Source organism: Levilactobacillus angrenensis, assembly GCF_003946085.1.
Taxonomy (GTDB): domain Bacteria; phylum Bacillota; class Bacilli; order Lactobacillales; family Lactobacillaceae; genus Levilactobacillus; species Levilactobacillus angrenensis.
This window is the reverse complement of record NZ_RHOB01000009.1, coordinates 84,883-96,937: the sequence shown is the minus strand read 5'-3', so window position 1 is coordinate 96,937 and position 12,055 is coordinate 84,883. Positions and strand designations below refer to the sequence as shown.

General features: G+C 48.6%; 19 protein-coding genes. 12 read left to right on the top strand and 7 right to left on the bottom strand.

Annotated features, from left to right (window positions below):
- Window positions 1-12: 12 nt before the first annotated feature.
- The 7 genes from EKM83_RS13310 to EKM83_RS07045 all read left to right on the top strand — a co-directional run bounded on the left by EKM83_RS13310 (window position 13) and on the right by EKM83_RS07045 (window position 3,710).
- Window positions 13-183, top strand: coding sequence for a CD1375 family protein (locus EKM83_RS13310; RefSeq protein ID WP_011667838.1), 171 nt, complete (start codon window positions 13-15; stop codon window positions 181-183).
- A 55-nt stretch (window positions 184-238) separates the two neighbouring features.
- On the top strand, window positions 239-670 hold the full coding sequence (locus tag EKM83_RS07065) for a hypothetical protein (RefSeq protein ID WP_225418640.1): 432 nt from the start codon (window positions 239-241) through the stop codon (window positions 668-670).
- Window positions 660-1,022 carry a hypothetical protein gene (locus EKM83_RS07060; RefSeq protein ID WP_125575932.1) on the top strand — a complete coding sequence of 121 codons (363 nt, stop codon included), beginning with the start codon at window positions 660-662 and terminating at the stop codon, window positions 1,020-1,022. Before EKM83_RS07065 ends, EKM83_RS07060 begins: the two co-directional genes overlap by 11 nt.
- 11 nt (window positions 1,023-1,033) lie before the next feature.
- Window positions 1,034-1,549 carry a hypothetical protein gene (locus EKM83_RS07055; protein ID WP_125575931.1) on the top strand — a complete coding sequence of 172 codons (516 nt, stop codon included), beginning with the start codon at window positions 1,034-1,036 and terminating at the stop codon, window positions 1,547-1,549.
- A complete protein-coding gene (locus EKM83_RS07050; RefSeq protein WP_125575930.1) occupies window positions 1,549-2,601 on the top strand; it encodes a GH25 family lysozyme in 1,053 nt (350 codons plus the stop codon). The genes EKM83_RS07055 and EKM83_RS07050 overlap by 1 nt, the downstream gene beginning before the upstream one ends.
- Window positions 2,602-3,004: 403 nt before the next feature.
- On the top strand, window positions 3,005-3,268 hold the full coding sequence (locus EKM83_RS13305; RefSeq protein ID WP_164505616.1) for a hypothetical protein: 264 nt from the start codon (window positions 3,005-3,007) through the stop codon (window positions 3,266-3,268).
- Window positions 3,222-3,710: a DUF2335 domain-containing protein gene (locus EKM83_RS07045; RefSeq protein WP_191987405.1), complete on the top strand. Its 489-nt coding sequence runs from the start codon at window positions 3,222-3,224 to the stop codon at window positions 3,708-3,710. Before EKM83_RS13305 ends, EKM83_RS07045 begins: the two co-directional genes overlap by 47 nt.
- Window positions 3,711-3,850: 140 nt before the next feature.
- Here EKM83_RS07045 and EKM83_RS07040 read toward each other — a convergent pair whose 3' ends face one another.
- The 5 genes from EKM83_RS07040 to EKM83_RS07025 all read right to left on the bottom strand — a co-directional run bounded on the left by EKM83_RS07040 (window position 3,851) and on the right by EKM83_RS07025 (window position 6,102).
- Window positions 3,851-4,339: a cupin domain-containing protein gene (locus EKM83_RS07040; RefSeq protein ID WP_125575929.1), complete on the bottom strand. Its 489-nt coding sequence runs from the start codon at window positions 4,337-4,339 to the stop codon at window positions 3,851-3,853.
- A gap of 16 nt (window positions 4,340-4,355) precedes the next feature.
- Entirely contained in the window at window positions 4,356-4,523 is a 168-nt protein-coding gene (locus EKM83_RS13300) for a hypothetical protein (RefSeq protein ID WP_164505615.1), read from the bottom strand.
- A gap of 81 nt (window positions 4,524-4,604) precedes the next feature.
- Entirely contained in the window at window positions 4,605-5,081 is a 477-nt protein-coding gene (ndk, locus tag EKM83_RS07035; protein WP_125575928.1) for a nucleoside-diphosphate kinase, read from the bottom strand.
- A 146-nt stretch (window positions 5,082-5,227) separates the two neighbouring features.
- Window positions 5,228-5,413, bottom strand: a complete 186-nt coding sequence (locus EKM83_RS07030) for a PspC domain-containing protein (protein ID WP_125575927.1) — start codon at window positions 5,411-5,413, stop codon at window positions 5,228-5,230.
- A 26-nt stretch (window positions 5,414-5,439) separates the two neighbouring features.
- Window positions 5,440-6,102: a histidine phosphatase family protein gene (locus tag EKM83_RS07025; RefSeq protein ID WP_125575926.1), complete on the bottom strand. Its 663-nt coding sequence runs from the start codon at window positions 6,100-6,102 to the stop codon at window positions 5,440-5,442.
- A 172-nt stretch (window positions 6,103-6,274) separates the two neighbouring features.
- On the opposite strand from EKM83_RS07025, the gene EKM83_RS07020 reads away from it, so the two are divergent.
- Together EKM83_RS07020 and EKM83_RS07015 are read left to right on the top strand one after the other, a co-directional pair.
- Window positions 6,275-7,156, top strand: coding sequence for a PPK2 family polyphosphate kinase (locus EKM83_RS07020; protein WP_125575925.1), 882 nt, complete (start codon window positions 6,275-6,277; stop codon window positions 7,154-7,156).
- Between the two features lie 215 nt (window positions 7,157-7,371).
- On the top strand, window positions 7,372-8,541 hold the full coding sequence (locus EKM83_RS07015; RefSeq protein WP_125575924.1) for a hydroxymethylglutaryl-CoA synthase: 1,170 nt from the start codon (window positions 7,372-7,374) through the stop codon (window positions 8,539-8,541).
- Between the two features lie 745 nt (window positions 8,542-9,286).
- Here the strand turns inward: EKM83_RS07015 and EKM83_RS07010 are convergent.
- A complete protein-coding gene (locus EKM83_RS07010) occupies window positions 9,287-9,880 on the bottom strand; it encodes a hypothetical protein (protein ID WP_125575923.1) in 594 nt (197 codons plus the stop codon).
- 241 nt (window positions 9,881-10,121) lie between these two features.
- Between EKM83_RS07010 and EKM83_RS07005 the strand changes: the two genes are divergently transcribed.
- Entirely contained in the window at window positions 10,122-10,562 is a 441-nt protein-coding gene (locus EKM83_RS07005; protein ID WP_125575922.1) for a nucleoside 2-deoxyribosyltransferase, read from the top strand.
- Between the two features lie 59 nt (window positions 10,563-10,621).
- On the opposite strand, the gene lexA is transcribed toward EKM83_RS07005, so the two are convergent.
- On the bottom strand, window positions 10,622-11,251 hold the full coding sequence (gene lexA, locus EKM83_RS07000; protein WP_125575921.1) for a transcriptional repressor LexA: 630 nt from the start codon (window positions 11,249-11,251) through the stop codon (window positions 10,622-10,624).
- A 194-nt stretch (window positions 11,252-11,445) separates the two neighbouring features.
- On the opposite strand from lexA, the gene EKM83_RS06995 reads away from it, so the two are divergent.
- Window positions 11,446-11,694: a DUF896 domain-containing protein gene (locus EKM83_RS06995; protein ID WP_164505614.1), complete on the top strand. Its 249-nt coding sequence runs from the start codon at window positions 11,446-11,448 to the stop codon at window positions 11,692-11,694.
- A 100-nt stretch (window positions 11,695-11,794) separates the two neighbouring features.
- A complete protein-coding gene (locus EKM83_RS06990) occupies window positions 11,795-12,019 on the top strand; it encodes a YneF family protein (RefSeq protein WP_125575920.1) in 225 nt (74 codons plus the stop codon).
- The last annotated feature ends 36 nt before the right edge of the window (window positions 12,020-12,055 follow it).

The following is a 12,055-nucleotide window of genomic DNA, read 5'->3' as shown; positions in this document are numbered from 1 at the left end:
AGATAATAAACTATGTTAAACTTTAAATTTTCAGCTTTAGCCGCTATCTATGCCGCCAACGTTTTGGACGGTGGTCGTACTATTGAAGAAGTCCCAGCCTACTTGCAGGACGATGTGAAGAATGTCCTTGGCTCCGCAAAAAACTCTACCAGCACCGACTCATCTTCTACGCCTGTGGCCTAGGATTGATGATTGGTGCTTTTTTGATGGGATTTTTTGTGGGAAAGGGGTGAAGTGATTGCATCGTATTAAAGATGGCCCGGTTCAACGGGCCTTTTCGCATTGGAATCATTTTTGTTTTGGCTTATTTTCAATGATAGGCGGTTTGTATATCTGGTTTCATCAAGGTTATTTAGACGATCCACGGGTGACGCCACCGCCACCACCTTCACCAGCTGAACATGCAATCTTTGCCTTTGCTGACGACTGGTGGTTTTCATTGTGGTTAATTATCTGTGGCATCGCTATTCTGGTTGGTGTCTTTCACAATCAGCGGTGGTTACGCGATAGTGGCCTAGTCGCCCTATCACCGGCAATGGGGGCCTTATCAGTGGCTTTTATTGTTCGGGGCTTGTTTGATGTGCGGTTTAACCTAACGTGGGTGTTCGCTTTACTCATGCTGTTCTTGCTAGTCGGTACGTTGATTAGGGGGGACACGCATGGATATTAAGTCCTGGGCAGTTGCTTTAGGCGCACTGGGAACGTTTGCAACCACTATCTGGGCTGTTATTCATAGTTATCATTCTGACACACGGCAAGCTGACCATGATCGTCAGGGCATGGAGAAGTACATTATGGAACAAGTCAAGGCCGATAATGAGTCGCTTCGTAAAGAACGTGAGAGTGATCAAGCACAATTTGCGAAAGATTTGAACGAATTGAAGGCTAAGAAAGATGCCATGGAACAAGAACTTAACCAGCAGATTGCCTTGAAGGTTAGTGAAAATGAAGCTTTACGAAAACGCAATGCCGCTTTAGAACGTGAGAATCAAGCGTACCGGGAACGGTATGGTGAGCTTTAGGAGGAAAACGCATGAACGAATTTACGAAGATTATTAAATTACTCAGTGACACCGGTATCTTAGGTGTCTTAATTTTTGCCCTGGTTGGCTGGTTTACCCGGATCAACCCGGCATTGAAAACCAAGATTGCAGCGAACAAGTCCGCTGGTCAACGAGAAGTTTTAAGCATAGTGGATCAATTGGCCGCAAGTTGGGTTCACAAATTATCAACGAACTATGAAATGCCAGGAGAAGAGAAACGAGAACGAGCAATCGCCGGTGTGATTTCCCAACTAAAAGGATGGGGGCATAATGTTGATCCAGTTCTTGTGGCCGCGGCTATTGAGAAGGCCTATCAGCTCATGTCGGGTACTAATACGAAAGCCCAAACAAAGCAGACTGAATACAATGCGGCTCTGGCGGACACAGAGCAAGCGTTCGCTGATAAGCAAGCACAACTGGACAAGCAGTCTGCAACAGAGCCCGCTGAACCAGCACCCTTAAATGTGCCAGAAGGCACGGCCACTACGGAGGGAGATGTGAAGTAATGCCGCATTATGATGTTGTGGATACGTCCAATAACAATGGGCTCATGACCGTTGCCAATTGGCGTGCGATGAAAAAGTATGGGGTTAAAGCCATGATAGCTAAGCTATCCGAGGGCACGTACTTCACTGACCAAACGGCCAAGCCGAGCATTCGTAACGCAGTATCTGCTGGCTTACACGTCAACGGCTATCACTTTGCCCGATTTACGACAGTGGCTGGGGCTAAGGCCGAAGCCCGGATGGCAGCCCGAAGTGCGCTTAAGGCAGGATTGGGCAAGAACAGTGTGATCGTACTTGATTTTGAAGCCACCAACTCTGGTTGGAATCAGAACTCCAAAATTGTTAAGGCTTGGATCAACGAAGTCCACCGCATGGGCTATCCTAAGACGGACGTTTATACGATGGGTAGCTGGATTAATTCGGTGCCATTGAACAACTCGGGCCGTGGCGGTTGGGTGGCTAACTATCCTTATAACCCGTCCGGGTTTAAGCTTTATACTGGATATAACGGCTGGCAATGGACGTCAAGCATGCACTTCCCTGGGTGTTATGGTGGTTTCGATGTGTCCCAAATGTACTCAAACTACTACTATGGCACCGCAACTAAGGCAACTAAGCCGAAGAAGGCCATCTACTACCGATACAATCCCAAGATGATCTATGCCCGGACGCCAATTAATCGCTATAAGGATATTAAGTTCAAACATAAGGTAGACCATTTTCCGGCGGGCACTGTTTTTTCGATTGCTAAGGTAGTAAAGTATGGTAAAATTACCCGGTTCCAGTTAGCAAATGGACTGTATATTACGTCCAACCGGGCTAACGTTAATCGCTTGTACTATAGCCCTAAGGGTGGCGTTAAACGAGTTAAATCGGTACATGGGTCACATCGGTACAGGGATAAGGCGCTTCATAAAGTTGTTGATTGGCAACCGGCTGGGACACAATTTGACGTTTCTAAGGTAGTTGTATACGGCGATACTACCCGGATTAAGCTTGCTAATGGATTATTTATTAGTGGCAACAAAAAGATTAACAGTTTTATCAAGTAACACACGAAGGCGCTCACTCCTGACGGGGTGGGCGCCTTTTTTGTGTACAATCTCGGTTTCAATTATACGAACCTACGTTCGCGTGAGCAAGGTAATTGGGGGAACAAATTTAGTTTAGAAACATTTGTTTGCACGTTTTTTGCGCAAACAGCCTTAAAAGGCCGGCATTATGGGAAGCTTAAATCCTGTACTCTCCTTAATATTTGGATTGTAGTAAAAAAGTCAGGAAGTCTTTCTATGTAGGAAGGTTCCTGACTTTTTGTTTGGATAGTTGAATAAAGCTACTAAATTTTTGTAAGGAAGGTGGTTGCGATGCTGCTAACTCAAGTGTTAAAGAATATTTAACTTGCTAATTTTTCTAGGATACCCTAAACTAGGTTTACTTGAAAGGAGAGGAGTAATCATGCAAGACTTCAACTCAATTCGTGTTTCTAATTTTATGAGGATGGCGAATGCTACAAGTGCTAAGATTGTCAGGTCGCTGACTAAGCATCTGACTTTTTCAGCGCGGGTAAGTGCGAAAGATTCCCTTAAATTTCAAAAAAATAAAACAGCTAGCCAAGCCATTTCGAATGACTGGAAGAAAGTTGGCGAGGATATGGCGTCGGGAGTAATCAAGTATGACAGACAGCTCACCAAACACCACACAGGAAAAAGCGAAAAGTGAACAATCGGATGAATTAAGCACAAACACGAAAATCTTAGACAAAATTCAGCACCTGCCACCTGAAGATAAAGAACATATTATTGCAACGATGGAGATGTATTCTGGACCGATTCCTCATCCAGCAATTTTAGAAGGCTATCAAAAGCTTTATCCAGATGCCGCCAAAGAAATTATTCAAAATGGTGTGGACGAGTCCAGGCACCGTCGTGAATTGGAAAGTAAGCGTCAAAAGCGACGTGGTCGTCTTGCTTGGATTGCAATGATCGGTGGGCTTATGCTTTGTGGATTGTTTATTGTTGCTTCTTTTTGGTTAATTATGCTGGGGCATACTATTATTGGGACTGTCTTTGCGAGTGGTGGATTTTTAAGTATTATAGGAACTGTATTTGATTTGGTTCCGAGACTGGTGGCCAATGACGATTTACATTCGGATGAGGAATAAGCGTGATTTTTTTATCAGCTAAACTTGCTAAAAGTGTGTTATGCTGTCGATTAAAGATGAATTAAAAAGGGCCACGTCTTTTCGAGCTGGAGAGACGTGGCCCTTTAAGTGGGGACAACTGCGGTAAAAAAATCTATTTCCTAATCCGTCAACCGTTCAATCACAGCCACCAACCCCGGATGATCAGCCAGCAACGTTTCGCGACTCATCAACGTGAAGTCTGCAAAATCAAAGCCGGGGGCCACCACACAACTGACCAAGCCAAACGCATTGGGTCTGGTCACCTCCGAGGCGAAGATCGTGTCGTGGGGGACCTTGAACTGCAAGCGTTCACCGGCAGTGACGTCGGCGCCCAGAGTTACCTGCGAGTAGTTGCCATCGGGGGCGATGCAGTGAATCGTGATGGGCGCACCGTCGTGAAAGAACCACAGCTCGTCGTGAGTGAGTCGGTGGAAATGTGAGGGATGCGTGTCGTCCAGCAAGAAGTAAATGCTCGTGTACTGGTAACGGGCATCTTGGCTGGTATTATCAAAAACTTTATCGTTGCTCTGAAACGTTTGTTGGTACCAGCCGCCCTCGGGATGCGGGATCAAGGCTAGTGCGTCGATGTAGGCTAATTTACCGGTCATGGAATCAGTCCTTTGGTTATGGTTTAGCTTGCCACGGATCTTCAGTCGCTGGTGCTAAGCCCTTGGCTTGTCTGATGGCCTCGGTCAAAGCATTGGTGACTTCCTTGGGCGTGTGTTGCGTCAAGTCCTGTTGCTTCAGCCATTCGTAGGCCGCCGCTTCAAAAATATCTTCCGGAAAAGTCATTGTGATTCACCACCTTAGCTACAGTTGATTATAGCAGAGATGGCACAAAAACGGGCCTCAGTTGCGAGACCCGCCGATTTTCTATTCGGTGACTTTTTGTTGCTTAGCTGCTTGTTGCTGATGGGCTTCGACCGCTAGTTCAGGGAACCAGATGGCGATTTCGTGGTGCGCGTTTTCGCGGCTATCCGCGGTGTGTACGATGTTTCTCAGGATGCCATCGGGATATTCATGAGCAAAGTCGCCGCGAATCGTCCCGGGTTGGGCGTCGTTAGGCCGTGTTTTGCCCGCTAAATTGTGGACGGCCTTCACTACATCGGTCCCTGTCACGATGATAGCGACCAAAGGGCCCTCCATCATGTAGGTCTCGATTTCGTGGAAATAGGGCTTGTCGACCTGTTCGCAGTAGTGCCTTTCAAGTTGTTCAGGAGTGGCGCGAATAACCTTTAATGCCGTGATTTGGTAGCGCTTTCTTTCCAGCCGTGAAATAATCTCACCAACGTGTCCTTCTGCGACACCGTCAGGTTTTACCAGTACCAAAGTCTTTTCTGAGTTTGCCATGATAGAGACCTCCTTGTATTTGGAGCAACCAAGCACATTGCTCATGACGTAACAAGTTACACCCTAAATTCTAGAAGATTGGTGCGGCCACGTCAACTAAAAAAACAGTTCGACCGAAAAAATCGGGGAACTGCATGAGAAGCTGACTATTCAGGATCGCCCATGATCATCCACAAAATCAAGTAGGCAATGATGCCGGGAAAAGCGGGCGTGATGGCCAAGACCACAAATAAGATCCGAGCGACGCCCACGTTCCAGTCGAAGTGTTCGGCGAGGCCGCCGAGCACCCCAGCAAAGACGCGATTATTGGCTGAGCGATGAATGTTTTTCATGAGTCTGTCCTCCCTAGGAAAAGAAATTAAGATTGGAAATCAGTCTTGTTGAAGAAGTCAACGTGAATATCATCATCGGTAATTTCTAACTTCGTGATACTCCCGTTGATTGTGGCCACACCTTCGTCAAGTTCTGGGGCGTAACGGTCCACGATGGAACGAATCGTCATCCCGTGAGAAACGACTAAGACCGTGTCACCGTCTTTCGAGTTATCCCGAAGCTTGTTAAAGCCGCGGTCTAAACGTTCCCAGAACATGTCGTTACTTTCGGCTTCTCCGTAGAGGTCGGCCTTGTGAATCAAGTCGCGGGCCTTTTCCAAGCCGTAGGTGCCCAGAACTGCGGATTCGGAAGTCATTTTGACCTGGGCGCCAACGAATTGCCACATTTGATTTAAATCATTGCCTTCAAAGTAGCCGTGGCACTGTTCCCGAAATTCAGGGTATTGGTAAGACACGATGTTCATGTTCTCTGGATTTTGCCGTAGGGCGATGCGTGCCGTTTCAATGGCGCGACCGGAGTCACTACTGTAGGCGGCTGCCAGCTGAACGTTCTTGAGCTGTTCGCCAGCGCGCTTGGCATCGGCGCGACCCTTTTCCGTGAGGGGGGAGTCGATCCAGCCCTGGACCTTGTTATAATGATTCAACATCGTTTGGCCATGACGCACAAAATATGCCGTAATTTTTTTCATATTGGAAACTCCTTCATGAACTTGGTAAGTGGTTACAAGTTAAGTATAGCAAGGCCGCCGAACAAACGCACTCATTTCGACAGGAAAAAGTTTTTTCGTGAATTTTAACACTTTTAACCAGTCATGGGTGGCAAAGAATGCTATGATTTTTAATAACAGGAGGCGATGCGTTTTGAGTACTGAAAGTCGTTACCGTTGTACCGGGGAAGACCCCGTCAATCTCAGTGAGCTGGCTACGCGGGTGGACCGTGGACCAGAACAGGCCGTGATCACCAATGCACTGGCGGCCAACGTGGCCACCTTAAGTGACCTGCAAACGCGGCTGTACGCGCAAAAGAAGACCGGTGTCATCATCATCTTGCAGGGGATGGATACCGCGGGGAAGGACGGGCTGATTCGCCACGTCTTTAGCGGGTTGAATCCCTCGGGTACCAGTGTGATCAGCTTCAAGCAACCGACGCACTTACAACTGAATCACGATTTCTTATGGCGCGTCAATCAAGAATTGCCAGAGCGCGGAGAGATTCGAATCTTCAATCGCTCACAGTATGAAGATGTCTTGATCAGTCACGTTCACCCGGAAATGCTGTTGAAACAGAATCTACCAGGTGTGAACACCTTGGCGGACGTCGGTGATAAATTTTTTGATCGGCGCTACCATGACCTCCGTCATTTTGAAACGTACTTGCGGCATCAGGGCTTTGTGACCATCAAGTTTTTCCTGCACCTTTCCCGTGAAGAACAGACGAAGCGGTTCGAACGGCGCATCGAGATTCCCAGCAAGAATTGGAAATTCTCGCCCAGTGACATGAGTGAACGGGCCTTTTGGGCTGATTATCAAGTTGCCTATACCAAGATGCTGGAAAATACGGCCACGAAGAAGGAGCCTTGGTACATTATTCCCGCCGATGATAAGGGAGCTGCACGACTAATTGTCTCGAACATTTTGGTCAAACGCCTGCAGAATATTCATCCAACGTATCCAGTCGTCACAGCAGACACTCAGGCCCAGTTGAAGCGAACCTTACATCAGCTGAAAAAAGGCGAATTGTAATAGACAAAAAGCTATACAACGGCTATTGTGTGAGAATATCCACTAGTCGAATTGTATCATACAATTTCAAGAAATTTGCCAATGACTAGTGAGTCGTGCTAAAGTAATTTGACTAGAACAGGCACGATTGTCACACAAAAAATCAGAGGGTACTGGTCAAAACACGACCAATGGCCGTTAACTTAACGAGAAGATTTTAGGAGGACTTTGACACCATGACCGTAACTGTAGGCATTGATAAGATTGGTTTTTATACGCCTGGGCTGTATTTAGATATGGTCGATCTGGCACAGGCTCGGGGGGATGATCCTGATAAGTATCTCATTGGCATTGGCCAATCTAAGCAGGCGGTCATTCCGCCAACACAAGACGTTGTGACTATGGCAGCCAATGCGGCGAGCCAGATTCTCACAGCGACCACGAAGGCTGAGATCAGCATGGTCTTGTTTGGCACCGAATCTGGCGTGGACAATTCTAAGGCGACGGCCGTGTACCTGGCGCACTTACTGGGATTGCCAGCTAACACGCGTGCCATTGAGCTGAAGCAGGCATGCTATGGAGCGACTGCAGGCTTACAATTGGCGGCCGATTTTGTGCGGGTTCACCCCACGGCCAAGGTACTGGTCATTGGGGCCGATATTGCGCGCTATGGCTTGCGCACGGCTGGTGAGGTCACCCAGGGAGGCGGCGCCGTTGCCATGCTGGTCACGGCGAACCCGCAGATTCTAGCGTTGGATACCGTCAGCAGTTACCATACCGAAGACGTGATGGACTTTTGGCGGCCGACCTACCGGACCGAGGCGCTGGTCGATGGCAAATACTCAACCAACGTCTACCTAGATTTTTTCAAGACGGTCTGGACGGATTACCAAGCACAAACGCAACGGTCAATCGCTGATTTCTCCGCCTTTGTGTTTCATCTCCCGTTCACAAAAATGGGGCGCAAGGGGTTGCGGCAGATTTTACCAGAGGCAACCACCCCGCAACAGGCCGTTTTAACGGCGGCGTTTGAGGCTAGTCAAGCGGACAATCGCGAGGTGGGAAACCTGTATACCGGTTCCTTGTATCTGAGCTTTTTGTCCTTACTGCGGCACGGCACCTTGACTGGCAGTGAACGCTTAGGTTTCTTCAGTTATGGGTCGGGAGCCGAGGGAGAATTCTTCAGCGGTATCCTGCAGCCGACCTACCGCGATGGGTTTGACGAGGCAACTTTGGCGCAACAATTAACCAACCGCCGGGCCGTCAGTGTCTCTGAATACGAAGCTATTTTCCAACAACAGCTGAGTAACGACGGTCGTGATACCCAACTGGCTGTCGGGAAAGAGACCGCGCCATATTACTTGGCCGGCCGGCAACACCAGCAACGCCAATATCGCCAACAATAAAAGCTTGCATCTGAAGGTTGAAAGATGAAAATCAGCTAGGAGCATTATCGCCACGCGACTTCTCACGTTAAAATTAGTCGTTCACAGCTTCGTAGTTTGAGCTGACCGCCTACCGTCCGCCAACTATGGGTTGGAACGCGGTGGGCGGACCGGACCGAGCCTGAGGGACGGTCTCGGCCTCGCTTTGAGCCGGAAACCCACGTCTCAAAAACGCCAGTTGTCTAAGCGGCATGAACCGTGCCGCTAAGGCAACTCCCACGGCTGAACCCATATTTGGCGGACTCACGGCTACAGCAGTGCATACCAGCAACAATTGGTTCAGCCCCAGGTGACAGCTGATTTGACAGTCCGCCTTTAACTAACACAGTGTTGCTGACAATTATCACCCTCGCCGGAGGCAGCCAGGGTGGATCCAGCTGTGGCGACGGTGTTGGCTGAGGTTTTGTCTCAGCCTACAGCGTGGGACGACTTGAGAGACTGGCGGTCCTTGCCAGTCTTTCAAGCGAACCGGAAGACCGCTCCTCAGGCTGGAGGTGTTCCCCAGAGCAGGCGGAATCCTGACTGACGCAGGCCTTGGTTTCACTAGTTTGGGTGGACAAAACGCTGTTGTTCCGGGAGTCAAGGCACTAATTCAGCTTTCAACCTTTAAATTTCCATAAAAAACGAGCCCGGGACCAAACATCCCAGGCTCGTTTGCATTTACTTTAGATCACCGAAACGTGCCGGCTTTCATTTTCAATAATACCTATTCAAATTGGTTTTTCGTGAGGTAGCCGTCCTTGTAGACCAGGACCGGCGACTGCTTGCCAACGCGCATGACCAGGCTGTAGCCCTTGCCCAGCGCCTTCTTTAATGAGGCACTGGTCTGGATGAAGTTATGTGCAAACTTGGGCCACTTGGCTTGCTTAGCCTGACTTGGATCTGCGTGGAGGCCTTTGATGGTCTGTTTCAAATTTTTGTTGGTAATTGTCAGCGTGTAGGTCTTCGTCGCCTTGTCAAAGGTTACGGGCCCCAACTTCTTCAATGACTTGGCTAGTTGCTGGGTGACCTGCTTTTCGGCGTCGGCCTGAGTCATGGTGTGGTCACTGCTGGCAAACGCTTGGCCCGACTGTGAGCTGATGGTCGACGTCTGGGAGACGGAACTGGCGGTGGACTGGGCCGATTTTTGCTGGCCAGACCAGTAAGGTAGCTTCCAAACGGCTCCGGCCGTGATTAAAATTGTGAGCACTAAAACAAGTAATGGCCCCCGCCGAGACTCTCCCCGATGGCCAGCGTTGATGACCGAAAATAAGGTAATGACAATGAAGATGGCACCCAAAATCGCAATTCCTAAGAACATGTTAACCCCTCCGCATGATAAGTTAAGTCAAGTATAGCATGAAAGAAGCCGGGAAGGTTAGGGGGCGGCCGTCAAGCAGGGGTGAACGTGAAGTAATAGGCAAACTCGAATATTTCTTTAGTTGAGAACTTGAAAACGGCTTCTTGAGGAATTATAACCGAATATTAATCAAAAACCTATCGCATAGAGTTAACGTTTCCGGTATAATAAGGACATTCGAGAGAGAAATGAGGAGATTCGATTGACTAACGTGTACTTAGCAGGCCCCTTCTTTGATGATGAACAGATTTCCCGGATTGAACGGGCGGAAAAGGCCTTAGCTGCCAATCCCCGGGTGGGCAACGTTTTTAGCCCGCGGTTGAATGAAATCCGTGATTTAGAAATGGGCACACCAAAATGGGCGACGGAAACCTTCCAAATGGACGTCCAACAAATCGATCAGGCAGACGTGGTGGTCGCCTTGGTCGACTTCGTGGATGACCAGGTCGATTCCGGTACAGCCTTTGAGATTGGTTATGCTTTCCACAGCAAGAAGCCAATCGTGGTCTTGCACGAAAAGGATACTATCTTGAACTTAATGTTAGCGGAAGGACTGCACGCTTACCTCCGCGAAGCCGAAGCCCTGGCAGCCTATGATTTTTCCACGCTGCCAGAAAGCCATTACCAAGGCGAAGTGATTTAACCAGAAAAAAGCCAGCCCTCGAAAATTGAGAGTTGGCTTTTAATCTAAGTATGTCAAAGTTAGTGGACATCGTCGCGGAAGAGACCCACGACTTTACCCAAAATGCTGACGTGATTCAAGATAATCGGCGCCATCGTGTCGTTTTCTGGTTGGAGCCGGAAGTGATCAGCTTCCTTGAAGAATCGCTTGCAGGTCGCTTCGTTTTCTTCCGTCATGGCAATGACGATATCACCGTTGTCAGCGGACTGTTGCCGGCGGACGATGACTTGGTCGCCATTGAGGATGCCGATGTTGATCATACTCTCGCCGCGAATCGTTAGCATGAAGAGTTGGTCATCGTCATTTTCAAATTCTGGTGGCACAGGGAAGTAATCCGTGGCTTCCTGGACGGCCAGAATGGGTTCACCAGCCGTAACGGTGCCTAGCACAGGAATCTTAGTTTGTTCTTCGTGGACGCCCAGTTCTTCCAAACCAGCGGGGGTGACTTCCAATGCCCGTGGCTTAGTCGGGTCCTTGACTAGCAAGCCCTTCTTTTCCAGACGGGCGATGTGACCGTGGACCGTGGAGGTTGAAGAGAGCGCGACGGCTTCTCCAATTTCCCGGACAGTAGGGGGATACCCTTTTTCATTGACCCGTTCCCAAATGAAGCGGAGAACGGCGATTTGTTTGCTTTCAGAAGCCTTACTCATTTTTTCTGCCACCTCGTTCGTCATTCGTAGTTTTGTTTAGTGCAATTGTAGCATAGGTAGCGAACGTTTTCAAACAGATGTTCGGGTGAATTAGTTGAAATCTGAAAATAACCCTGATATGATAGGTATCGACTTGAATTTTCAAGGAAATCTCGTAACTAAACTCAAATACTTTTTTACAAGGAGGACTGTTCATGGCAGAACCAACGATGGACACGCTATTGGTCCGCATCAATGAACTCGCACACAAAAACAAGGCTGAAGGCTTGACGCCCGCTGAAAAGACGGAACGCGCCGGCCTGCGGCAACAATACCTGAAACTCTTCAAGGCCAGCTTCCGTAGCCAAGTGGAAATGCTCCAGGTCTACAACAAGGATGGCAAGGAAGTTACCCCGGAAAAGGTCCGGCAGATTCAACGCGACAAGGGCTTGCGGGACGATTAAGGCGTCATGGCGGGTCCTTTTTAGGATTCGCTCTTTTAATTTGGGTTAAGTTTGTGTAGAATTGTTAAATGAATGACTTCATCAAAGGAGGGGAAACGACTTGGCAACTTGGATCTGGATCTTAATCGTGATCGTCGTGGGGTTGGCCTGTGCAGCGGGTGGCTTTTTCGGCGCACGGAAGTACATGGAAAACTATCTGAAAGACAATCCACCAATCAACGAAGACCAATTACGGGCAATGATGTTGCAAATGGGCCAAAAGCCTTCACAGCGGAAACTTCATCAAATGATGAACGCCATGCAACAAAATGCGCACAAAAAATAAGTTGGTTTATTTGAGGCTCGCTTCCAGGTTTCTTCC